Here is a 22,185-nt window from a genome sequence, read left to right as displayed (position 1 = left end):
TTATGCACGAGAATCAACAACCACAAACCGAGGCTTTTGAGCTGAGTGCGGCAGAGCGTGAGGCGATTGAGCACGAGAAGCACCACTACGAAGACCCGCGTGCGGCGTCCATTGAAGCGCTGAAGATCGTTCAGAAGCAGCGCGGCTGGGTGCCGGACGGCGCAATCTACGCTATCGCCGATGTGCTGGGGATCCCGGCCAGCGACGTAGAAGGCGTTGCGACCTTCTACAGCCAGATTTTCCGCCAGCCGGTGGGCCGTCACGTGATTCGCTACTGCGACAGCGTGGTGTGCCACATCACCGGGTTCCAGGGCATTCAGTCGGCGATTGAGAAGAAGCTGGATATCAAACCGGGTCAAACCACCTTTGATGGCCGCTTCACCCTGCTGCCGACCTGCTGCCTGGGCAACTGTGACAAGGGGCCGACCATGATGATTGATGAGGACACTCACAGTTATCTGACGCCGGAAGCGATTCCTGACCTCCTGGAGCGGTATAAATGAAAACCATTATTCGTACTGCCGAAACCCATCCGTTAACCTGGCGTCTGCGCGACGACAAACAGCCGGTATGGCTGGATGAATACCAGAGTAAAAACGGCTACGCCGGGGCGCGTAAAGCGCTCTCCGGCATGGCGCCGGATGAAATCGTCACTGCGGTAAAAGACGCTGGCCTGAAAGGGCGCGGCGGCGCGGGCTTTTCCACCGGTCTGAAGTGGAGCCTGATGCCGAAAGACGAGTCCATGAACATCCGTTACCTGCTGTGTAACGCTGATGAAATGGAGCCGGGCACCTATAAAGACCGCCTGCTGATGGAACAGCTGCCGCACCTGCTGGTGGAAGGCATGCTGATCTCCGCGTTCGCGCTGAAAGCCTGGCGCGGCTATATCTTCCTGCGCGGCGAATATATCGAAGCGGCGCAGCATCTGCGCCGGGCCATTGCCGAAGCGACCGAAGCGGGCCTGTTGGGTAAAAATATCCTTGGTACCGGTTTTGACTTCGAACTGTTTGTGCACACCGGGGCAGGGCGCTATATCTGCGGCGAAGAAACCGCACTGATTAACTCCCTCGAAGGCCGCCGCGCCAACCCACGTTCGAAGCCGCCGTTCCCGGCCAGCTCGGGCGTCTGGGGCAAACCGACCTGCGTAAACAACGTTGAAACCCTGTGCAACGTCCCGGCGATTCTGGCCAACGGCGTCGAGTGGTATCAGAACATTTCGACCAGTAAAGACGCCGGCACCAAGCTGATGGGTTTCTCCGGCCGCGTGAAGAATCCGGGCGTCTGGGAGCTGCCGTTCGGCACCACCGCGCGCGAGATCCTCGAAGAGTACGCGGGCGGCATGCGCGATGGCCTGAAGTTCAAAGCCTGGCAGCCGGGCGGCGCGGGCACCGACTTCCTGACCGAAGCGCATCTCGACCTGCCGATGGAGTTCGAAAGCATTGGTAAAGCGGGCAGCCGTCTGGGCACCGCGCTGGCGATGGCGGTTGACCATGAGATTGGCATGGTGCCGCTGGTACGCAACCTGGAAGAGTTCTTTGCCCGTGAGTCCTGCGGCTGGTGTACGCCTTGCCGTGACGGTCTGCCGTGGAGCGTGAAAATTCTGCGCGCTCTCGAGCGCGGCGAAGGCCAGCCGGGTGATATCGAGACGCTTGAGCAACTGTGTCGATTCCTCGGTCCGGGTAAAACCTTCTGCGCGCACGCGCCGGGTGCGGTTGAGCCGCTACAGAGCGCGATTAAATATTTCCGCGAAGAATTCGAAGCTGGCATTAAACAGCAGTTCAGCAATACCCATGCAATCAACGGGATTCAGCCGAACCTGCTTAAGACGCGCTGGTAATCTAAAGGTTTTTTTATTTTGGAAGCACGCTAATGGCTACGATTCATGTAGACGGCAAAGAGTACGAGGTCAACGGAGCGGACAACCTGTTAGAAGCTTGTCTCTCTCTGGGTCTTGATATTCCTTACTTTTGCTGGCATCCGGCGCTGGGAAGCGTTGGTGCTTGCCGCCAGTGTGCGGTGAAGCAATATCAGAACGCGGAAGACACGCGTGGCCGCCTGGTGATGTCCTGTATGACACCGGCATCCGACGGCACTTTTATTTCCATCGACGACGCAGAAGCGAAGCAGTTCCGCGAAAGCGTAGTTGAGTGGCTGATGACCAACCACCCGCACGACTGTCCGGTATGCGAAGAGGGCGGCAACTGCCACTTACAGGATATGACCGTAATGACCGGTCATAGCTTCCGTCGCTACCGCTTTACCAAGCGTACCCACCGCAACCAGGATCTGGGGCCGTTCATCTCTCACGAAATGAACCGCTGCATCGCCTGCTACCGCTGCGTTCGCTACTACAAAGACTATGCCGACGGTACCGACCTGGGCGTCTACGGCGCTCACGACAACGTCTACTTTGGCCGTCCGGAAGACGGTACGCTGGAAAGCGAGTTCTCCGGTAACCTGGTGGAAGTCTGTCCGACCGGCGTCTTTACCGATAAAACGCACTCCGAGCGCTATAACCGTAAGTGGGACATGCAGTTTGCGCCAAGCATCTGCCAGCAGTGTTCCATCGGCTGTAACATCAGCCCCGGCGAGCGCTACGGCGAACTGCGTCGTATCGAAAACCGTTATAACGGTACTGTTAACCGCTACTTCCTCTGCGACCGCGGTCGTTTCGGCTATGGCTATGTCAATCTGAAAGATCGTCCGCGTCAGCCGGTTCAGCGCCGCGGCGACGATCTGATCACCCTCAACGCCGAACAGGCGATGCAGGGGGCGGCAGATATCCTGCGCCAGTCGAAGAAGGTGATTGGTATCGGCTCCCCGCGCGCCAGCATTGAAAGCAACTTTGCGCTGCGCGAGCTGGTCGGCGCCGAAAACTTCTATACCGGCATCGCGAAGGGCGAACAAGCGCGCCTGCAGATGATGCTGAAAGTGCTGCGCGAAGGCGGTATTCATACCCCGGCGCTGCGCGAGATCGAATCCTACGATGCGGTGCTGATCCTCGGTGAGGACATCACCCAGACCGGCGCGCGTATCGCGCTGGCGGTGCGTCAGGCGGTGAAAGGCAAAGCGCGTGAAATGGCGGCGGCGCAGAAAGTCGCCGACTGGCAGATCGCCGCGATCCTTAACATCGGCCAGCGCGCGAAGCATCCGCTGTTCGTGACCAATATCGACGACACGCGTCTTGATGATATCGCCGCATGGACCTACCGCGCGCCGGTGGAAGATCAGGCGCGTCTAGGCTTCGCCATCGCCCACGCGCTGGACGATAGCGCGCCGGCGGTCGAAGGGCTGAGCAGCGAGCTGAAAGGCAAAATCGACGTGATCGTTCAGGCGTTAGCCGGAGCGAAAAAACCGCTGATTGTTTCCGGAACCAACGCCGGCAGCATCGAGGTGATTCAGGCCGCCGCCAACGTGGCGAAAGCCCTGAAAGGCCGCGGCGCTGACGTTGGCGTGACCATGGTCGCCCGGGCAGTGAACAGCGTAGGACTCGGGATGATCGGCGGCGGCTCGCTTGAAGAGGCGCTGAGCGAACTGGAGACCGGTAACGCCGATGCGGTTATCGTGCTGGAAAACGACCTGCACCGCCACGCTTCAGCCGCCCGCGTTGACGCGGCGCTGGCGAAAGCGCCGCTGGTCATGGTGGTTGACCATCAGCGTACCGCGATTATGGAAAAAGCGCATCTGGTGCTCTCCGCGGCAAGCTTCGCGGAAAGCGACGGTACCGTGGTCAACAACGAAGGTCGCGCCCAGCGCTTCTTCCAGGTTTACGACCCGGCCTACTACGACGCGAAAACCGTGATGCTGGAAAGCTGGCGCTGGCTGCACTCATTGCACAGCACCGTTAACAATCGCCAGGTTGACTGGACGCAGCTGGACCACGTGATTGACGCCGCCATTGCCGCGCTACCGCAGCTGGCCGGTATCAAAGACGCCGCGCCGGATGCAACCTTCCGCATTCGCGGTCAGAAGCTGGCCCGTGAACCGCACCGCTATAGCGGTCGTACGGCGATGCGCGCCAACATCAGCGTGCATGAACCCCGTCAACCGCAGGATAAAGACACCATGTTTGCCTTCTCCATGGAAGGGAACAACCAGCCGTCCGCGCCGCGCTCGCAAATTCCCTTTGCCTGGGCTCCGGGCTGGAACTCCCCGCAGGCGTGGAACAAGTTCCAGGATGAAGTGGGCGGTAAACTGCGCCACGGCGATCCGGGCGTGCGTCTGATTGAAGCCTCCGCCAGCGGTCTTGAGTACTTTACCGCGGTACCGGCAAGCTTCCAGGCTGAAGAAGGGAAATGGCGTATCGCGCCTTACTACCATCTGTTCGGCAGCGACGAGCTGTCGCAGCGTGCTCCGGTATTCCAGAGCCGCATGCCGCAGCCGTACGTTAAGCTGAACCCGGCAGATGCCGCGAAGCTTGGCGTGAACGAAGGGGCGATGGTTTCCTTCAGCGTTGATGGCCAGGCGCTTAGCCTGCCGCTGGTAATCTCGGCGGGGCTGACGGCAGGGCAGGTTGGCTTACCGATGGGCATGCCAGGGATTGCGCCGGTGCTGACCGGAGCGCGTATTGATACTCTGCAGGAGGCGAAAGCATGAGTTGGTTAACTCCCGATCTCATCGACATTCTGTTAGGCATCCTTAAAGCGGTGGTGATTCTGCTGGTGGTGGTGACCTGCGGCGCGTTTATGAGCTTTGGCGAACGTCGTCTGCTGGGCCTGTTCCAGAACCGTTACGGGCCTAACCGCGTGGGCTGGGGCGGTTCGCTGCAGCTCGTCGCCGACATGATCAAAATGTTCTTTAAAGAGGACTGGGTTCCGCGCTTCTCGGATCGCGTGATCTTTACTCTGGCGCCGGTGATTGCCTTTACTTCGCTGCTGCTGGCCTTCGCCATTGTGCCGGTCAGCCCGACGTGGGTGGTGGCCGATCTGAACATCGGGATCCTGTTCTTCCTGATGATGGCAGGTCTGGCGGTCTATGCGGTGCTGTTCGCCGGCTGGTCGAGCAACAACAAATACTCGCTGCTTGGCGCGATGCGTGCTTCTGCCCAGACCCTGAGCTACGAAGTGTTCCTCGGGCTTTCCCTGATGGGCGTGGTGGCGCAGGCCGGTTCATTCAACATGACCGATATCGTCAACAACCAGGCGCATCTGTGGAACGTCATCCCTCAGTTCTTTGGCTTCGTGACCTTTGCGATTGCGGGCGTAGCGGTATGTCACCGTCACCCGTTTGACCAACCGGAAGCGGAACAGGAGCTGGCTGACGGTTATCACATCGAATACTCCGGCATGAAGTTCGGTCTGTTCTTCGTCGGTGAATATATCGGGATTGTTACCGTATCGGCGCTGATTGTGACGCTGTTCTTCGGCGGCTGGAATGGCCCATGGTTACCTCCTTTCATCTGGTTCGCGCTGAAAACCGCGTTCTTCATGATGATGTTCATTTTGATCCGCGCATCATTACCGCGTCCGCGCTATGACCAGGTAATGTCCTTTGGCTGGAAGGTATGCCTGCCGTTAACGCTGATCAACTTGTTGGTAACGGCGGCTGTCATTCTCTGGCAGGCGCAATAAGGGGTGAATTGACCATGACCTTAAAAGAATTATTGGTAGGGTTTGGCACCCAGGTCCGCAGTATCTGCATGATCGGGATGCACGCCTTTGCCAAACGTGAAACTCGGATGTACCCGGAAGAGCCGGTATATCTGCCGCCGCGCTACCGTGGCCGCATCGTGCTGACGCGCGATCCGGACGGCGAAGAGCGCTGCGTTGCCTGTAACCTGTGTGCGGTAGCCTGTCCGGTAGGCTGTATCTCTCTGCAAAAAGCGGAGACCAAAGACGGCCGCTGGTACCCGGAGTTTTTCCGCATCAACTTCTCGCGCTGCATTTTCTGCGGCCTGTGCGAAGAAGCGTGCCCGACCACGGCGATTCAGTTGACCCCGGACTTTGAGCTGGGCGAATACAAACGTCAGGATCTGGTGTACGAAAAAGAGGATCTGCTGATTTCCGGTCCGGGTAAATACCCGGAATATAACTTCTACCGGATGGCGGGTATGGCAATCGACGGCAAAGATAAGGGCGAAGCAGAGAACGAAGCTAAGCCTATCGACGTCAAGAGCCTGTTACCGTAAGGAGAGGGCAATGGAATTCGCTTTTTATATCTGTGGCCTGATAGCCATCCTCGCAACCCTGCGGGTGATCACCCACACCAATCCGGTGCACGCGCTGCTGTACCTGATCATTTCGCTGTTGGCGATCGCCGGGGTGTTCTTCTCCTTAGGGGCTTATTTCGCCGGTGCGCTGGAAATTATCGTCTACGCCGGGGCCATCATGGTGCTGTTCGTGTTCGTGGTGATGATGCTCAACCTGGGCGGCAGCGAAATCGAGCAGGAGCGCCAGTGGCTGAAACCTGGGATCTGGATCGGTCCGGCCATTCTCGCAGCGGTACTGCTGGTGGTTATCGTTTACGCCATCCTTGGTATTAACGATCAGGGTATCGACGGCGCGGCGATTAACGCCAAAGAGGTCGGTATTGCGCTGTTTGGTCCGTACGTTCTGGCGGTGGAGCTGGCCTCCATGCTGCTGCTCGCGGGCCTGGTTGTTGCCTTCCATATCGGCCGTGAAGAGCGCGTCGGGGAAGTGCTGAGCAACCGTCCGAACGACAGCGATAAAAGAAAAACGGAGGAACACGCATGATCCCCTTAACACATGGACTGATCCTCGCCTCTGTCCTGTTTGTCCTCGGCCTGACGGGGCTGGTCATCCGCCGCAATCTGCTGTTTATGCTGATTAGCCTGGAGATCATGATCAATGCCGCGGCGCTGGCTTTCGTGGTTGCAGGGAGCTACTGGGGCCAGACCGATGGCCAGATAATGTATATCCTCGCCATCACCCTCGCCGCCGCGGAAGCGAGTATCGGCCTGGCGCTGCTGCTGCAGCTCCATCGTCGTCGCCAAAACCTGAACATCGATTCAGTAAGTGAGTTGCGCGGATGAACATGCTTGCCTTAACCATTCTTTTGCCATTGATTGGCTTTGTTTTGCTGGCCTTCTCTCGCGGCCGCTGGTCGGAAAACTTATCCGCCACCGTGGGGGTAGGCTCGGTAGGCCTGGCGGCGCTGGTCACGGCCTTTGTCGGCGTTGACTTCTTCGCCAACGGCAAACAGGCGGTCAGCGTGCCGCTGTGGACCTGGATGTCGGTGGGCGACTTCAACGTCGGCTTCAACCTGGTGCTGGACGGTCTCTCTCTGACCATGCTGTCCGTGGTGACCGGCGTCGGCTTCCTGATCCATATGTTCGCCTCCTGGTACATGCGCGGCGAAGAGGGCTACTCTCGCTTCTTCGCCTATACCAACCTGTTTATCGCCAGCATGGTGGTTCTGGTGCTCGCTGATAACCTGCTGCTGATGTATCTCGGCTGGGAAGGCGTGGGGCTGTGCTCCTATCTGCTGATCGGCTTCTACTACACCGATCCGAAGAACGGCGCGGCGGCGATGAAAGCCTTTGTGGTGACCCGCGTCGGCGACGTGTTCCTGGCGTTCGCGCTGTTCATTCTCTACAACGAGCTGGGCACCCTGAACTTCCGCGAAATGGTCGAACTGGCGCCTGCGCACTTCGAAGCCGGTAATAACATGCTGTGGTGGGCAACCCTGATGCTGCTGGGCGGCGCGGTGGGTAAATCTGCGCAGTTGCCGTTGCAGACCTGGCTTGCGGACGCGATGGCCGGTCCAACCCCGGTCTCCGCGCTGATCCACGCCGCCACCATGGTGACCGCCGGCGTCTACCTGATTGCGCGTACCCATGGCCTGTTCCTGATGACCCCGGAAATTCTGCATCTGGTGGGTATCGTCGGAGCGGTAACGCTGGTGCTGGCAGGCTTCGCCGCGCTGGTGCAGACCGATATCAAACGCGTGCTCGCGTATTCCACCATGAGCCAGATTGGCTACATGTTCCTCGCGCTCGGCGTGCAGGCGTGGGATGCGGCGATTTTCCATCTGATGACCCATGCGTTCTTTAAAGCGCTGCTGTTCCTGTCGTCCGGTTCGGTGATTCTGGCCTGCCACCACGAACAGAATATCTTCAAGATGGGCGGCCTGCGTAAGTCTATTCCGCTGGTATACGTCTGCTTCCTGGTGGGGGGCGCGGCGCTGTCCGCGCTGCCGCTGGTGACGGCAGGCTTCTTCAGTAAGGATGAGATTCTGGCGGGCGCGATGGCGAACGGTCATCTGAATCTGATGGTTGCCGGCCTGGTCGGGGCGTTTATGACTTCCCTGTACACCTTCCGTATGATTTTCATCGTGTTCCACGGCAAAGAACAAATTCACGCTCACGCAGGGAAGGGGATTACCCATCATCTGCCGCTGATTGTGCTGCTGGTGCTCTCGACCTTCGTTGGCGCGCTGATTGTGCCGCCGCTGGAAGGCGTACTGCCGCAGACCACCGAGCTTGAACACGGACGCGTCATGACGCTGGAAATTGCCTCCGGGGTGATTGCTATCGCCGGTATTCTGATTGCCGCCTGGCTGTGGCTGGGTAAACGCACGCTGGTGACGTCGATTGCCAACAGCGCGCCGGGTCGTCTGCTCGGTACCTGGTGGTACAACGCCTGGGGCTTTGACTGGCTGTATGACAAAGTGTTCGTTAAGCCGTTCCTCGGCGTGGCGTGGCTGCTGAAGAGCGACCCGCTGAATGCCCTGATGAACATTCCGGCGATCCTTTCCCGCTTCGCAGGCAAAGGCCTGGTGGTGAGCGAGAACGGCTATCTGCGCTGGTACGTTGCTTCTATGGGCATCGGCGCTGTCGTGGTGCTGGCGCTGCTGATGGTATTGCGTTGAGTTTGAGGATTGTGGGCGTTGTCGGTTAACCCGACTTACAAGCAGTAGGCCCGGCAAGCATAGCGCTGCCGGGCAATAACACCCGCAATCCGAAGTGAATTTTCTGTGAGAATTCGTTGAAAATCGGTCCTGAACGGGACTTTAACAAGGAATAAAGATCGCCATGTTATTACCCTGGCTAATATTAATTCCCTTCATCGGCGGCTTCCTGTGCTGGCAGACTGAACGCTTTGGCGTGAAGATGCCGCGCTGGATCGCGCTGATCACTATGGGATTGACGTTTCTGCTTGGCCTGCAGTTGTGGATGCAGGGCGGCTATTCTCTCACGCAATCTACCGGTATTCCGCAGTGGCAGTCGGAATTCGTGATGCCGTGGATCCCGCGATTCGGGATTAGCATTCATCTGGCTATCGACGGTCTGTCGCTGCTGATGGTGGTGCTGACCGGGCTGCTGGGCGTGCTGGCGGTGCTCTGTTCATGGCGCGAAATCGAGAAATATCAGGGGTTTTTCCATCTTAACCTGATGTGGATCCTGGGCGGCGTGATCGGCGTATTCCTGGCTATCGACCTGTTCCTGTTCTTCTTCTTCTGGGAAATGATGCTGGTGCCGATGTACTTCCTGATCGCGCTGTGGGGCCATAAGGCTTCCGACGGTAAAACGCGTATCACGGCGGCAACCAAGTTCTTCATTTATACCCAGGCGAGCGGTCTGGTGATGCTGATATCCATCCTGGCGCTGGCGTTTGTGCACTTCAACGCTACCGGCGTATGGACCTTCAACTATGAAGAGCTGCTGAAGACGCCGATGTCCCACGGCGTGGAATACCTGCTGATGCTGGGCTTCTTTATCGCTTTCGCGGTAAAAATGCCGGTGGTTCCGCTGCACGGCTGGCTGCCGGATGCGCACTCTCAGGCGCCGACCGCGGGTTCCGTTGACCTCGCGGGGATCCTGTTGAAAACCGCGGCCTACGGCCTGCTGCGCTTTGCGCTGCCGCTGTTCCCGAACGCTTCCGCCGAATTTGCCCCCATCGCGATGTGGCTGGGCGTCATCGGTATCTTCTACGGCGCGTGGATGGCCTTCAGCCAGTACGATATCAAGCGTCTGATTGCTTACACCTCCGTTTCCCACATGGGCTTCGTGCTGATTGCTATCTACACCGGCAGCCAGCTGGCTTATCAGGGCGCGGTGATTCAGATGATTGCTCACGGTCTGTCCGCTGCCGGCCTGTTTATTCTTTGCGGTCAGCTTTACGAGCGTCTGCATACGCGCGATATGCGTCAGATGGGCGGTCTGTGGAGCAAGATCAAGTGGCTGCCTGCGCTGTCGATGTTCTTTGCGGTCGCGACCCTCGGGATGCCGGGTACCGGTAACTTCGTCGGCGAATTTATGATTCTGTTCGGCAGCTATAAAACCGTGCCGGTGATTACCGTTATTTCGACCTTTGGTCTGGTGTTCGCTTCCGTGTACTCGCTGTCGATGCTGCATCGCGCGTACTTTGGTAAAGCAAAAAGCGAAATCGCCGCGAAAGCGCTGCCGGGAATGTCCCTGCGTGAACTGTCGATCATCCTGCTGCTGGTCGTTCTGCTGGTGCTGCTGGGCTTCTTCCCGCAGCCGATTCTGGACACCTCGCACTCTGCGATGAGCAACATTCAGCAGTGGTTTGTTAATTCTGTTTCTACTACAAGGCCGTAATTCGCCATGACAATAACTCCACAACAACTGATCGCACTGCTACCGCTGCTGATCGTCGGCTTGACGGTGGTGGTTGTGATGCTCTCCATTGCGTGGCGACGCAATCATTTCCTCAATGCCACGCTGTCGGTTCTCGGCCTGAACGCCGCGCTGATATCACTCTGGTTCGTGGGTCAGAACGGAGCGATGGACGTCACGCCGCTGATTCGCGTTGACGGTTACGCGATGCTCTATACCGGGCTGGTGCTGCTGGCGAGCCTCGCCACCTGTACTTTCGCCTACCCGTGGCTTGAGGGTTACAAGGACAACAAAGAAGAGTTCTATCTTCTGGTGCTGATCGCCGCGCTGGGCGGTATTCTGCTGGCGGGCGCTAACCATCTGGCGGCGCTGTTCCTCGGCATTGAGCTGATTTCGCTGCCGCTGTTCGGCCTGGTGGGCTACGCCTTCCGCCAGAAACGTTCGCTGGAAGCCAGTATCAAATATACGATTCTGTCCGCCGTTGCCTCTTCGTTTCTGCTGTTCGGTATGGCGCTGGTGTATGCCAACTCCGGTAACCTCTCCTTCCTGGCGCTCGGTAAGAGCCTGACGGATGGCATGCTGCACGAGCCGCTGCTGCTGGCTGGTCTCGGTCTGATGATTGTCGGTCTCGGCTTTAAGCTGTCGCTGGTGCCGTTCCATCTGTGGACGCCGGACGTATACCAGGGCGCGCCTGCTCCGGTTTCCACCTTCCTGGCGACCGCCAGTAAAATCGCCATCTTTGGCGTGGTCATGCGCCTGTTCCTCTATATGCCGGTGGGCGACAGCGAGGCGGTACGCGTGGTGCTGGGCCTGATCGCCTTTGCTTCGATTATCTTCGGGAACCTGATGGCCCTGAGCCAGACCAATATTAAACGTCTGCTCGGCTACTCTTCCATTTCTCATCTTGGCTATCTGCTGGTGGCGCTGATTGCTCTGCAGAGCGGTGAGATGTCGATGGAAGCGGTGGGCGTTTATCTGGCAGGGTACCTGTTCAGCAGCCTCGGCGCGTTCGGCGTGGTGAGCCTGATGTCCAGCCCGTACCGCGGCCCGGATGCCGATTCGCTCTACTCCTACCGTGGCCTGTTCTGGCATCGTCCGATTCTGTCGGCGGTAATGACGGTGATGATGCTGTCTCTTGCCGGTATTCCGATGACGCTGGGCTTTATCGGTAAGTTCTACGTGCTGGCGGTGGGTGTGCATGCGCACCTGTGGTGGCTGGTCGGCGCGGTAGTGGTGGGTTCAGCGATTGGCCTCTACTACTACCTGCGCGTGGCGGTAAGCCTCTATCTGAGCGCGCCGGAGAAACTGAATCGCGATGCGCCGTCTAACTGGCAGTACAGCGCCGGAGGCATCGTGGTGCTCATCTCCGCGCTGCTGGTGCTGGTGCTGGGCGTTTGGCCGCAGCCGCTCATCAGCATCGTACAATTGGCTACGCCGCTGATGTAATGCTATCTTTAGCCAGAGAAAAGGATCGCTTCGGCGGTCCTTTTTTTATCTACGCAAAAGCGCCAGGCGCTTTCTTTACTCTTTTTCGTATTATTCATGCTTTTTATCATATTAATCTCACTTTACGTTTCCACTCATCCTCTTATTTTCCGTACTATTATTACTACGCACGCTATTGTGTTTTGTAGATGGAGAAAGTGAATGAAAACAAGACGTAAGCATTTGACTGTCGGGGAGGTTCAGCGTTTGGTTGAAGCGGCCAGGCGGGGAGCAAACCCGGAGCGCGATGTCTGTTTACTGTGGATGTGTTTTAATCATGGTTGTCGAGTGAGCGAAATTCGTCACTGGAAGCTCTCTGATATCGATATTCAAAGCGGGGTCATTTATATTCGTCGACTGAAGAACGGCTTTTCAACCACTCATCCTATTTATAAACAAGAGGTAAAGGTACTCAACGAATGGCTGCGCGTGCGTGATAATTATCCCGGAAATAATTCTGGCTGGCTCTTTCTGTCACGAAATGGCCAGCCTTTATCCCGGCAGAGAATATACCAGATGATGAAGAACCTGAGCCTCGTCGCCCAGCTGGAAATCAACGCGCATCCGCATATGCTGCGCCACGCATGCGGTTTCGCGCTGGCTAATAAGGGGGTGGATACGCGATTAATTCAGGACTTTCTTGGACACCGGAATATTCAGCACACGGTTATCTATACAGCCAGTAACGATGCGAGGTTTAGAGAAGTTTGGTAAACGGAATAGTCATTTTGTATCAAACTGACTCCTATGCTATCCACAGGTAGTAACAATGTCAATTTATGATTAACAATATTTTTTACTATTATTTTCATATAGTTATATTAACTATAGGTGTCATTTATTTTTTAATTGTTTTAATTGGCTTTATGTATGGTTTGTTCCGCCTCTCATTCTTTAGCTTTTTATCGTGTTTATTGGGATTTTTCCTGATAAATATGAAATCAAAAACGCCTTCCCTGGCAATTTATATTCTAATTAATTGAAGTGGTCATATTGATACATAATGACCACTTCAAAATATTATATCCATTTCATGGGTCAATGTTTTGTTGCGTTATTAATATCAAACGTAAATAAAAGGATGCGCAGGGTATTGCGCTTATAAGTTAATGCATCGACTGCATTGAAAAGGATAAATCATGAAAAAAACATTACTTGCTGCTGTTGTCGCCGGTTGCGCGGCGTTCTCTGGTGCTGCGCTGGCGGATGACGGTCAGGTGAAGTTTATCGGCGATATTATCGATGCGGGCTGCGACGTGGTGAACGACCTGTCCAACCCGCTGGAAGTTCAGATGGGGCAGATTGCCAAGACCGCGTTTAGCGGTACGGGGTCTACTGCGGCTGAACAGAATTTCGCGATTAAACTGGAAAACTGCCCGACTACCGTCACCAAAGCATCGGTACTGTTCTCCGGCGCTAACGTCAACGGTGATAATGATAAACTGCAGCTGACCGGAGCGGGTACCGATCCTGCCGTTGCCGAAGGCGTGGCCCTGCAGCTGGTTGACGCCAGCAGCAACGCGACGCTGCCGCTCTATACGCGTTCTGCCAGCCTGACCATCCCCGCTACCGGCAATATCGATCTGCCGTTCCGCGTCCGTTATATCCAGACTGAAAGCACTATCGTTGCGGGTAAAGCTGACGGTACAGCCAACTTTACCATCAGCTATAACTAATTTTCCGTCTAAATGACAGTGTTAGCGAGCCCTATGTGGCTCGCTTTTCCAGGGAGCTGGAGATGCAAAAATACCTGAAAGTGCTAATAGCTGGATGGCTGTTGGTCGGCGCTGCGGCGCATGCGGGCGTGGTGACCGGCGGTACTCGTCTGATTTATCCCGGCGGTAAAAAAGAGTCCTCACTGAGCGTAACTAATAATGATGCTACGCCTTATCTCATTCAAAGCTGGGTTGAAAGTAATAAGGGCGCAGCCCCTTTTCTGTTAACGCCGCCTTTATTTCGCCTTGAGGGCGAGCAGCAAACCCGACTGCGGGTAATTTACAGCGGCGGCTTACCGGAAAATAAAGAAAGTATGTTCTGGATGAACATCAAAGCGATTCCCTCCTCGCAGGCTAAAGCCGGCGCCAATACCCTACAGATCGCTATCAAAACGCGCATCAAATTAATTTATCGACCTAAATCCGTTGAGGGAACGCCGGAGATGGTGACGGAGCAGCTTCGCTGGACGCGCAGCGGCAATACGCTACAGGTCATGAATCCCACCGCCTTTTATATGAATTTTGCCGAGGTCAAAGTGGCGGGCGCCGAAGTTAAAGAGGCCAATTGGGTGGGGCCAGGGGAAACGGCGCGCTTTCAACTGCCGGGCGTCAGCGCGGGCGCTTTGCAGTGGAAACTGATTAACGATTATGGCGGTACCGGCGCGCTGCACCACGCGAATTTGTAGAGGCTTTCAGGCCAGGGAGTTCCAGGGAAAATGAAAAATAATCATAATAAATGGCGGCTTAACCGGATAGCCGGCGCTCTGGCCGTTGCGCTGCTACCGCTGTGTGAAGATGTCCTGGCGCGGGAGGTTTTTAACCCGGCCCTGTTGGAAATGGACGGCCCGCATACGGGCGTCAGGGATTTATCCGCTTACGAGCAGGCTGGCGGACAGCTGCCGGGGACCTATCGGGTAGATATTTATCTTAATAATGTTTTTATGGACACCCGCGATGTGGTTTTTCAGCAGAGCAAAGGGCCGGGAATAACGGAATTACAGCCTTGCCTGACGGTAGACGATTTGGCCGAATGGGGCGTGCGCGTCTCCCAATTTCCAGAGCTGGGCCGCAGATCGCCCGGCTGCGCGGATATCAGCGTGATACCGCAGGCAAAATCTGATTTTCGCTTCAGCCAGCAGCGCCTGCTATTGAGCTTCCCGCAGGCGGCGGTGACCAGCGCCGCCCGCGGCTGGGTGGATCCGAAACAGTGGGATGAGGGGGTGCCGGCGATCCTGCTGAATTACTCCTTTAGCGGGGCAAATAACTGGTCACGTCAGAACGATACGCCGGACAGCGATAATCAATACGTTAACCTGCGCCCCGGTATCAACGTCGGGCCGTGGCGTTTACGTAACTACACGACCTGGTCGCGCAGCAGCAGCGGGGGAGAGTCCAGTAATAGTTGGGACACGGTTTATACTTATGCGCAGCGCAACATCAAATCGCTACAGGGGGTGATGACGCTGGGCGATAGCAGCACGGACGCCGACGTTTTTGAGGGTGTTCCCTTTCGCGGGGCGATGCTGGCTTCCGATGACGATATGCTGCCGGAAAGCCTGCGCGGCTACGCGCCCGTCGTTCGCGGGATTGCGCGCACTAATGCTCAGGTCATTATTCGCCAGAACGGCTATGAGATTTACCAGACCTACGTCGCGCCTGGCGCTTTTGAAATCACCGATATGTACCCGACCGGCGGCTCGGGTGATTTAGCCGTCACCATCAAAGAGGCGGACGGCAGCGAGCAGAACCTGATCGTACCTTACGCTTCGCTCCCTGTCCTGCAGCGCGAAGGGCGGCTGAAATATAGCATGACCTCCGGCGTGTATCGCGCCTACGACAACAGCATTGACGAAACGCCCCTCACGCAGGCGACGGCAATCTACGGCTTGCCCTGGGGGTTAACCCTGTACGGCGGCGGCCAGTTTAGCAGTAAGTACCAGTCGGTGGCGCTGGGAATGGGGAAAAACCTCGGTGAACTGGGCGCCGTATCGACCGATATCATCCAGGCCTGGTCGACCCGACAGGATAAAGATAAAGAGAGCGGGCAGTCGGTACGTCTGCGTTACAGCAAAGACCTCCCGGGCCTGGGGACTAACGTAAGCCTGGCGGGATATCGCTATGCGACCAGCGGTTACTGGGATATGCAGGAAGTGCTGGATACCTATCGGGATGACAACTACACGCCTTCTATTGAACGGCGGCGCAACCGCGGGGAGGTGACGATCAGCCAGAGCCTTGGCGAAGAAATGGGGTCGCTGTCGCTGAGCTATATTCGCGAAGATTACTGGAATACCGGCCGCACTATGGAGTCAGTGGGCGTCGGATACAACAATAGCTGGCGCGGCATCAGCTATAGCATGAACTACAGCTATAACCGCAATACGACCGACCAGAACACCGGTAAGCGTAATGATGAAGACCACCTTTTTGCCCTGAGCATCAGCGTGCCTTTGGGGGAATGGCTACCGAAGCCGGTTTATGCCAACTACTCCCTGAACAGCAGCAAAAATGGCTCCACCAGCAACAATCTGGGCCTCTCCGGCACCTTGCTGGAGCGTAATAACCTGAGCTGGAGCGTGCAGGAAGGCTACACCAGCCAGGGAAGAGGGGAGAGCGGCAGCGTCAATGCGGACTGGCGTGCAACCTATGCTGAACTTACCGGCGGCTACAGCCATGATAAATACAGCCATCGGCTGAACTACGCCCTGCGCGGCGGAGCGCTGGTACATGAAAACGGCCTGACGCTGGGGCAGCCTTTCGGCGAAACCGTCGCTCTCATCAAGGCGCCCGGCGCCGCCGGCGTCGGCGTGAATAGCCAAACAGGGGTCAGAACCGACTGGCGAGGCTATACCGTCGTGCCTTACGCCTCGCCGTATCGTAAGAATATCCTGACGCTCGATACCACGACGATGCCGGACGATGTCGACCTCGAGTTGGCGACGCAGACGGTTGTGCCTACCCGTGGGGCGGTGGTTCGCGCAAATTATGCCACCAGCGTGGGTAACCGGGTACTGATGACGGTACGCCAGGAGAACGGGCAACCCCTGCCTTTCGGGGCCATGGTCAGCGTCCCCGGGGCGGCATCCTCTGAGCAGGCGTTTATCGTTGGCGATGGCGGACAGGTCTACCTGACCGGACTGGAATCTAACGGCGTACTCAACGTGAAGTGGGGCTCCGGGACGCAAGACCGCTGCCAGATCCACTATGCGCTGCCGTCAGCAAAAGAACTTACCGGCATTATTGTGGCCCAGGCGCAATGCCGATAATCGAAAGGATGCAGAGACAATGAAACGATTTTCATGGGGAATATTAGCGGGCCTGACGGCGCTGGCGATCTCGCCGCAGGCGATGGCGGCAACCGGGTGGTGTCAGAATACCGGTAATGGCGGGGCGCCTTTTCAGGACAGCTTTTCATTTATTGAAAGCTTTACTAATCCCTCACAAAATCAGGCCGGAATGGAGTTTTCCCGTTTGTACCACTGGAGTACCGGGGGAACCTACAAGGCAAAGTGTGACTGTGATAACGCCAGCGGGGTGACGTATTTTAAAGCCACGGTGCCAGGCCTTACCGCGACGCAAAGCCGCAATGGATTAAATTATTACCAGCTAAATAAATACCTGGAAATTGCCACCGAGTTATTTATTGCAGGGGGCGTGAATAAGTATATTCCTACGCCGATTGAGGATAAGAGTAATCAGAATAATCAAGGTTTTGCCTGTAATCCCGGCGGCTCCATTTTTGACACAGGGTCACTGGGATATATTTCGCTTTATTTTACCCGGCCTTTTGTTGGCCAGGTGACGATCCCTCCGACGGTTATCCTGAGTGTTTACGGGACGCGAAAAACGGGCAGCTACAGCGGTATCCCCCTGACGCAAATTTCAATGAGCGGGTCGGTAACGGTTCCGCAGTCCTGCGAGATTAATACCGGTAAAGCGATTAATATTGATTTTGAGGATATTGCCGCCAACCATTTTAAAACCGCGGGCCAGATGCCGAAGGACTTCTCTCCACATGTTGTTAATATGACGGTGGCCTGTACCAATATTTCCGCCGGGGTAAAAATCGCGCTGTCGTTCCAGGGGATGGCGGATACTAACGATAGCACTGCGCTGGCGACCACCAATCGCGATATTGCGGTGCGCATTGAAAATATTACCGGCGTCAAAATACCGGTCATTTCAGGTCTGCTGCCGGTCAATTTTAATTACCCGAGTCAGACCGGGGACACCACTATGAAAATTTATCCGATTAATACCACCGGGAATTTACCCAGCGGCGGAGGCTTTACCGCTACGGCAACCATTCAGGCAGAAATTGAATAGCAGGAGTAGATAATGAAAAAGACGCTATGGCTGGCATTATTGCTGCCTGTTTTTTCATCCTCGGGCGGGATCCCTTTGAATATTACCGGCAATATTTATTATCTCCCCTGTGACGTCAGTACCGACACGAAGTATCAAGAGGTTAATTTTGGCCCGCTCCTGAATATTGACTTTCAAACGGCCGGCAACGCTTCAGAGTGGAAATCCTTTTACCTGAATGTCGAAAACTGCCCGGCGGGGACAACAAAAGCAACGGTAAAATTTGACGGCGTTATCGACGTTGATGATGCCAGACATTTTGCCAATATGGCCGCCAGCGATGCGGCGCAGAATATCGCACTGCAAATCACCAGTAGCGATCACTCTACTCTTTATAAAAATCAGGACCAGATGAGTATTGCTATCGACGGCAGTACCGGGAAAGGCGTATTCCCGCTGGCTGCCCGTTTATATTCAACCCGGGGTGGAGCAACGGTGGGTAAATTTGAGTCTATTGTACAGCTGACATTTACCTATCAGTAATTTTATAGTCAAATGGATGAAAAGGAATAACGTATGCAGGTAGATACGGAATATCTTAGCGTCAAGGACGTTGAGCGTCTGGTACTTGCTGCACATTATTGTGCGCACCCGGAAAGAAATAGCTGCATGATCCAGATGTGTTTTTTGCACGGTTGTCGGATTAACGAAATTACCGCCTTGACCTTGCGGGATGTCGACCTGTCGCGAAAGCGGGTTTATATTCGCCGGGCGCGTCACGGTATCTCTGGGTATCATCCCTTACAACCCAAAGAAATTATCTCATTACAGCGCTGGCTACTGGCCAGAGAGTGTTACCCGGCTCATAACGATTTGCTGTTTATCTCTTCCCGGGGCAATCAGATGACGCGCCAGCGTTTTTATCAAATTATTCGCGAGTGCTGCGAGCTGGCGAAGCTGAAGCAAAATATTCATCCCAGGATGCTGCGCCACGCGTGCGGCTATGAGCTGGGAAAAAAAGGAATTGATGACGACTCGATCCAGGATTACCTGGGCTATCGCAATTTAAAATCTATTCTGCGTTATAACAGCTACGCTGAAGAGTAATGGCTGGCGTATTCGCGGCGTCTCTCTGCCGCGGTACGCCGCTTTTTTATTCTACGCTATACGCCATGAAATCTTCCGCCAGCACGGTAGACGGAAATATCTCTCTGCACTCTGCCAGCAGACGCTGGCAGCCTTCAGCGTCATAGCGAGAGCTAAAGTGGGTGGCGATAAGCGTGCCGACGCCCGCGTCGCGCGCCAGCGCCGCCGTTTGCTGGCTGGTTGAATGCCCGCGGCTGTTCGCTTTTTCCGCCATCGCCTGTTCGAGCGTCACCTCGTGAACCATGACATCCACGCCGCAGGCCAGCTCCCGCGCCGCCTCGCAGGGGGCGGTATCGCCGAAAATAGCCAGCTTCTTACCCGGCGTTGCCGGGCCAAGGTAGCGGCTGCCGTCAATCCGCCTTCCATCTTCCAGCTCAACCGTTAATCCCTGTTTTAAGCGCTGAAATAACGGACCGGGAGGCACGCCTTCGGCGATAAGCTGCGCGGCGTCAAGGGTGCCCGGCTTATCATGCTGTTCGATACGATAGCCGTAGCATTCGACCGGGTGGTTGAGCGGCCAGGCGGTGACCCGGAAGCCGGCTTCATCGAGCACCAGTCCCGGCCCGACTTCGATAATCGTCAGCGGGTAATCGGTCCAGGAACCGCTGAGGCGCAGCGCGGTTTCCACGAACGCTTTAAGTCCTTTCGGTCCGTACAGCGTCAGCGGCAGAGAATTACCCTGCATCGAGCGGCTGCACAGCAGGCCGGGGAGACCGAAGAGATGATCGCCATGTAAATGCGTAATAAAAATCTTATTCAGCTTGCCGGGATGGTAAGGGGTGCGCAGAAACTGATGCTGAGTTCCCTCCCCGCAGTCGAACAGCCACATCTCAGCCATTGTTGGCTGTTGCAAATTCAGTACTATCGACGTCATATTACGCGTACGGGTAGGCACGCCAGCGGATGTCCCCAAAAAGAGTAATTCCATCGTCCAGTGTCCTTAGGGCGTGAGTCAAAAAACAAAGTATACCCGTCATACTTCAAGTTGCATGTGTGTTGGCTGCACTCGTTCACCCCAGTCACTTACTCATGTAAGCTCCTGGGGATTCGCTCGCTGGCCGCCTTCATGCCACTTGAATTATTTAGGGTTAAAATTAATTAAGGAAGCGCAGATGATTACATGGCAGGATCTTCACCACGGTGAACTGACCGTCCCACAGCTCTACGCCGTGTTGAAATTACGCTGTGCGGTGTTCGTTGTCGAACAAACCTGCGCCTATCAGGACGTCGACGGCGACGATCTGGTGGGGGAGAATCGCCATCTTCTCGGCTGGCGCGGCGATGAGCTGGTAGCCTACGCGCGCATTCTCAAGAGCGATGATGAGTTTGAACCGGTGGTGATTGGCCGGGTGATTGTCAGCCAGGCGGTGCGCGGCGAGAAGCTGGGCTATCAGCTGATGGAACAGGCGCTGGCCAGCTGCCGGCAACACTGGCCGCAAAAGGCTATCTATCTTGGCGCCCAGGCGCACCTGCAAAAATTCTACGCCAGCTTCGGTTTTGTGCCGGTGACCGAGGTTTACGACGAGGACGGCATCGACCATATCGGCATGGCGTTCGAAATCGCCACCCACTAACCGCCGCGCTAATTAAAAACCGCTCCCTCATCGTGGGTACTGCTATTCCTCAGTAGTACCCCGTATAATGTGGGGTTTTTACTCCGTGGAGGTTTGCGTGCTGTCTGTATCCACCGCGTTGGAAAGCCTGTATCGCTGCCTGGATGAAGCGTTCCCGCCATCGCCCGGCACGCGAATTTTCGATGTCCCCTTCGCGCTGAATGACGCATTTGATCCCCTTCTGTGGTGCACGCATCAGCCGCAGTGGCCGCAGTTCTACTGGCAGCAGCGCAGCGGCGATGAAGAGCTGGCCGCGCTGGGGGCGGTGCAAATCTTTGCTTCCCTTGAGCAGGCGCACGCTTTTTTGCGCCAGCAGGGGCGTGAAGATCTGCGAATTTGCGGCCTTAACGCCTTTCATCCTCAGCAGGGTCTGTTGATCTTGCCGAGGCTGGAGTGGCGTCGGCTGGGCGGCAGCGCCACGCTACGCCTGGTGTTATATAGCGAGACCTCGCTCCGTGACGATGCCCGTGCGGCACGTGAATTTCTCGATTCGCTGGTGGCGAAACAGGCGCAGGCTACCGCGATGCCCTCTCTGCTGAGCGAACAGCATTTCCCGGCTTATCCGCAGTGGAGAGAGCTGATTGCGCAGGCGACGCAGGCGATAGCGGCGGGGGAGATGGATAAAGTGGTGCTGGCTCGCGCCACCGATTTGCACTTCGTCGCTCCGTTAAACGCCGGAGCGATTATGGCGGCCAGCCGCCGCAGCAACCTTAACTGCTTCCACTTCCTGATGGTCTTTAACGCGCAAGAGGCCTTTATGGGCTCTACGCCGGAACGGCTGTGGCGGCGTCGCGGGGCGCTGCTGCGTACCGAAGCGCTGGCGGGAACCGTTGCCAGTCATGCGGACGATCGCCAGGCGCAGCGTTTGGGTAACTGGCTGATGGCCGACGATAAGAACCAGCGCGAAAATATGCTGGTGGTGGAGGATATCTGTCAGCGGATGCAAGGGGAGACCCGCGCGCTGGAAGTCCTGCCGCCGCAGATTGTCCGTTTGCGGAAAGTACAGCATCTCCGGCGCTGTATTTGGGCCGAGCTGGAGAAGCCTGACGATGCCCGCTGCCTTCATCAGCTCCAGCCCACGGCGGCGGTTGCTGGTTTACCGCGCCGGGTTGCGCTGGATTTTATCACCCGTAATGAGCTTTTTACCCGCGGCTGGTATGCAGGCTCCGCCGGCTATCTGTCGCTGGCGCAAAGCGAATTTTGCGTTTCTCTGCGTTCGGCGAAAATCGAACAGCGTACGCTCAGACTCTACGCCGGTGCGGGGATCGTCAGCGGTTCCGACCCGGAGCAGGAGTGGCAGGAAATTGAAAATAAAGCCGCGGGATTGCGTTCGTTACTGCTGTCAGAAGTATAGAGAAAACGATACATATCAAAACGGCAA

The 22,185-nt window shown here is 56.3% G+C and carries 20 protein-coding genes; 19 read left to right on the top strand and 1 reads right to left on the bottom strand.

All coding sequences use genetic code 11. The features are described from left to right. Positions 1-2: 2 nt before the first annotated feature. From nuoE to ABLU87_RS08570, 17 genes are all read left to right on the top strand, one after another. Complete coding sequence (gene nuoE, locus ABLU87_RS08650) at positions 3-503, top strand: NADH-quinone oxidoreductase subunit NuoE (RefSeq protein WP_004104075.1); 501 nt, start codon at positions 3-5, stop codon at positions 501-503. Beyond that, the gene (gene nuoF, locus ABLU87_RS08645) at positions 500-1,837 is read left to right on the top strand and encodes an NADH-quinone oxidoreductase subunit NuoF (protein ID WP_004852841.1); all 1,338 of its coding nucleotides are present in this window, start codon (positions 500-502) and stop codon (positions 1,835-1,837) included. The genes nuoE and nuoF overlap by 4 nt, the downstream gene beginning before the upstream one ends. A 32-nt stretch (positions 1,838-1,869) precedes the next feature. Further along, complete coding sequence (gene nuoG, locus ABLU87_RS08640; RefSeq protein WP_025106677.1) at positions 1,870-4,596, top strand: NADH-quinone oxidoreductase subunit NuoG; 2,727 nt, start codon at positions 1,870-1,872, stop codon at positions 4,594-4,596. Then, the gene (nuoH, locus tag ABLU87_RS08635) at positions 4,593-5,570 is read left to right on the top strand and encodes an NADH-quinone oxidoreductase subunit NuoH (protein WP_004104068.1); all 978 of its coding nucleotides are present in this window, start codon (positions 4,593-4,595) and stop codon (positions 5,568-5,570) included. Before nuoG ends, nuoH begins: the two co-directional genes overlap by 4 nt. A gap of 14 nt (positions 5,571-5,584) precedes the next feature. Continuing rightward, positions 5,585-6,127 carry an NADH-quinone oxidoreductase subunit NuoI gene (gene nuoI / locus ABLU87_RS08630; RefSeq protein WP_004104066.1) on the top strand — a complete coding sequence of 181 codons (543 nt, stop codon included), beginning with the start codon at positions 5,585-5,587 and terminating at the stop codon, positions 6,125-6,127. Between the two features lie 10 nt (positions 6,128-6,137). After that, a complete protein-coding gene (gene nuoJ, locus ABLU87_RS08625) occupies positions 6,138-6,692 on the top strand; it encodes an NADH-quinone oxidoreductase subunit J (protein ID WP_014230252.1) in 555 nt (184 codons plus the stop codon). Then, entirely contained in the window at positions 6,689-6,991 is a 303-nt protein-coding gene (nuoK, locus tag ABLU87_RS08620; protein WP_004104062.1) for an NADH-quinone oxidoreductase subunit NuoK, read from the top strand. Before nuoJ ends, nuoK begins: the two co-directional genes overlap by 4 nt. Continuing rightward, entirely contained in the window at positions 6,988-8,829 is a 1,842-nt protein-coding gene (gene nuoL / locus ABLU87_RS08615; protein WP_025106678.1) for an NADH-quinone oxidoreductase subunit L, read from the top strand. Before nuoK ends, nuoL begins: the two co-directional genes overlap by 4 nt. Positions 8,830-8,992: 163 nt before the next feature. After that, a complete protein-coding gene (gene nuoM, locus ABLU87_RS08610) occupies positions 8,993-10,522 on the top strand; it encodes an NADH-quinone oxidoreductase subunit M (protein ID WP_004104059.1) in 1,530 nt (509 codons plus the stop codon). Positions 10,523-10,528: 6 nt separating this feature from the next. After that, positions 10,529-11,986 (top strand): NADH-quinone oxidoreductase subunit NuoN, encoded by a 1,458-nt coding sequence (gene nuoN / locus ABLU87_RS08605; RefSeq protein WP_004852828.1) that lies wholly within the window; start codon positions 10,529-10,531, stop codon positions 11,984-11,986. Positions 11,987-12,187: 201 nt separating this feature from the next. Next, positions 12,188-12,739 carry a tyrosine-type DNA invertase gene (locus ABLU87_RS08600; protein WP_025106679.1) on the top strand — a complete coding sequence of 184 codons (552 nt, stop codon included), beginning with the start codon at positions 12,188-12,190 and terminating at the stop codon, positions 12,737-12,739. Between the two features lie 425 nt (positions 12,740-13,164). Beyond that, positions 13,165-13,701 carry a fimbrial protein gene (locus ABLU87_RS08595; RefSeq protein WP_014230249.1) on the top strand — a complete coding sequence of 179 codons (537 nt, stop codon included), beginning with the start codon at positions 13,165-13,167 and terminating at the stop codon, positions 13,699-13,701. 62 nt (positions 13,702-13,763) lie between these two features. After that, entirely contained in the window at positions 13,764-14,426 is a 663-nt protein-coding gene (locus tag ABLU87_RS08590) for a molecular chaperone (RefSeq protein ID WP_064357792.1), read from the top strand. A gap of 30 nt (positions 14,427-14,456) precedes the next feature. After that, on the top strand, positions 14,457-17,006 hold the full coding sequence (locus ABLU87_RS08585; RefSeq protein ID WP_048260673.1) for a fimbria/pilus outer membrane usher protein: 2,550 nt from the start codon (positions 14,457-14,459) through the stop codon (positions 17,004-17,006). Positions 17,007-17,025: 19 nt separating this feature from the next. After that, positions 17,026-18,066 carry a fimbrial protein gene (locus ABLU87_RS08580; protein WP_047723164.1) on the top strand — a complete coding sequence of 347 codons (1,041 nt, stop codon included), beginning with the start codon at positions 17,026-17,028 and terminating at the stop codon, positions 18,064-18,066. A gap of 12 nt (positions 18,067-18,078) precedes the next feature. Next, entirely contained in the window at positions 18,079-18,588 is a 510-nt protein-coding gene (locus ABLU87_RS08575) for a fimbrial protein (protein ID WP_025106683.1), read from the top strand. A gap of 33 nt (positions 18,589-18,621) precedes the next feature. Then, entirely contained in the window at positions 18,622-19,152 is a 531-nt protein-coding gene (locus tag ABLU87_RS08570) for a tyrosine-type recombinase/integrase (RefSeq protein WP_025106684.1), read from the top strand. Between the two features lie 46 nt (positions 19,153-19,198). On the opposite strand, the gene rnz is transcribed toward ABLU87_RS08570, so the two are convergent. After that, a complete protein-coding gene (rnz, locus tag ABLU87_RS08565) occupies positions 19,199-20,119 on the bottom strand; it encodes a ribonuclease Z (protein ID WP_014230243.1) in 921 nt (306 codons plus the stop codon). A gap of 184 nt (positions 20,120-20,303) precedes the next feature. On the opposite strand from rnz, the gene ABLU87_RS08560 reads away from it, so the two are divergent. Together ABLU87_RS08560 and menF are read left to right on the top strand one after the other, a co-directional pair. Continuing rightward, positions 20,304-20,765 carry a GNAT family N-acetyltransferase gene (locus ABLU87_RS08560; protein ID WP_004852808.1) on the top strand — a complete coding sequence of 154 codons (462 nt, stop codon included), beginning with the start codon at positions 20,304-20,306 and terminating at the stop codon, positions 20,763-20,765. 97 nt (positions 20,766-20,862) lie between these two features. Next, a complete protein-coding gene (menF, locus tag ABLU87_RS08555) occupies positions 20,863-22,158 on the top strand; it encodes an isochorismate synthase MenF (protein ID WP_049079435.1) in 1,296 nt (431 codons plus the stop codon). Positions 22,159-22,185: the final 27 nt, after the last annotated feature.

It is taken from the genome of Klebsiella sp. CB_Kp196, from assembly GCF_040061575.1.
Classification (GTDB): Bacteria; Pseudomonadota; Gammaproteobacteria; order Enterobacterales; family Enterobacteriaceae; genus Klebsiella; species Klebsiella michiganensis.
Note: the sequence above shows the minus strand (reverse complement) of the source record. Positions and strands in the feature narration are given on the sequence as shown.

What these genes read in the sequence shown, in the direction of transcription:
- nuoE (WP_004104075.1), top strand. Translation starts at nt 3, where the DNA reads ATGCACGAGAATCAACAACCACAAACCGAGGCTTTTGAGCTGAGTGCG.
- nuoF (WP_004852841.1), top strand. Translation starts at nt 500, where the DNA reads ATGAAAACCATTATTCGTACTGCCGAAACCCATCCGTTAACCTGGCGT.
- nuoG (WP_025106677.1), top strand. Translation starts at nt 1,870, where the DNA reads ATGGCTACGATTCATGTAGACGGCAAAGAGTACGAGGTCAACGGAGCG.
- nuoH (WP_004104068.1), top strand. Translation starts at nt 4,593, where the DNA reads ATGAGTTGGTTAACTCCCGATCTCATCGACATTCTGTTAGGCATCCTT.
- nuoI (WP_004104066.1), top strand. Translation starts at nt 5,585, where the DNA reads ATGACCTTAAAAGAATTATTGGTAGGGTTTGGCACCCAGGTCCGCAGT.
- nuoJ (WP_014230252.1), top strand. Translation starts at nt 6,138, where the DNA reads ATGGAATTCGCTTTTTATATCTGTGGCCTGATAGCCATCCTCGCAACC.
- nuoK (WP_004104062.1), top strand. Translation starts at nt 6,689, where the DNA reads ATGATCCCCTTAACACATGGACTGATCCTCGCCTCTGTCCTGTTTGTC.
- nuoL (WP_025106678.1), top strand. Translation starts at nt 6,988, where the DNA reads ATGAACATGCTTGCCTTAACCATTCTTTTGCCATTGATTGGCTTTGTT.
- nuoM (WP_004104059.1), top strand. Translation starts at nt 8,993, where the DNA reads ATGTTATTACCCTGGCTAATATTAATTCCCTTCATCGGCGGCTTCCTG.
- nuoN (WP_004852828.1), top strand. Translation starts at nt 10,529, where the DNA reads ATGACAATAACTCCACAACAACTGATCGCACTGCTACCGCTGCTGATC.
- ABLU87_RS08600 (WP_025106679.1), top strand. Translation starts at nt 12,188, where the DNA reads ATGAAAACAAGACGTAAGCATTTGACTGTCGGGGAGGTTCAGCGTTTG.
- ABLU87_RS08595 (WP_014230249.1), top strand. Translation starts at nt 13,165, where the DNA reads ATGAAAAAAACATTACTTGCTGCTGTTGTCGCCGGTTGCGCGGCGTTC.
- ABLU87_RS08590 (WP_064357792.1), top strand. Translation starts at nt 13,764, where the DNA reads ATGCAAAAATACCTGAAAGTGCTAATAGCTGGATGGCTGTTGGTCGGC.
- ABLU87_RS08585 (WP_048260673.1), top strand. Translation starts at nt 14,457, where the DNA reads ATGAAAAATAATCATAATAAATGGCGGCTTAACCGGATAGCCGGCGCT.
- ABLU87_RS08580 (WP_047723164.1), top strand. Translation starts at nt 17,026, where the DNA reads ATGAAACGATTTTCATGGGGAATATTAGCGGGCCTGACGGCGCTGGCG.
- ABLU87_RS08575 (WP_025106683.1), top strand. Translation starts at nt 18,079, where the DNA reads ATGAAAAAGACGCTATGGCTGGCATTATTGCTGCCTGTTTTTTCATCC.
- ABLU87_RS08570 (WP_025106684.1), top strand. Translation starts at nt 18,622, where the DNA reads ATGCAGGTAGATACGGAATATCTTAGCGTCAAGGACGTTGAGCGTCTG.
- rnz (WP_014230243.1), bottom strand. Translation starts at nt 20,119, where the DNA reads ATGGAATTACTCTTTTTGGGGACATCCGCTGGCGTGCCTACCCGTACG.
- ABLU87_RS08560 (WP_004852808.1), top strand. Translation starts at nt 20,304, where the DNA reads ATGATTACATGGCAGGATCTTCACCACGGTGAACTGACCGTCCCACAG.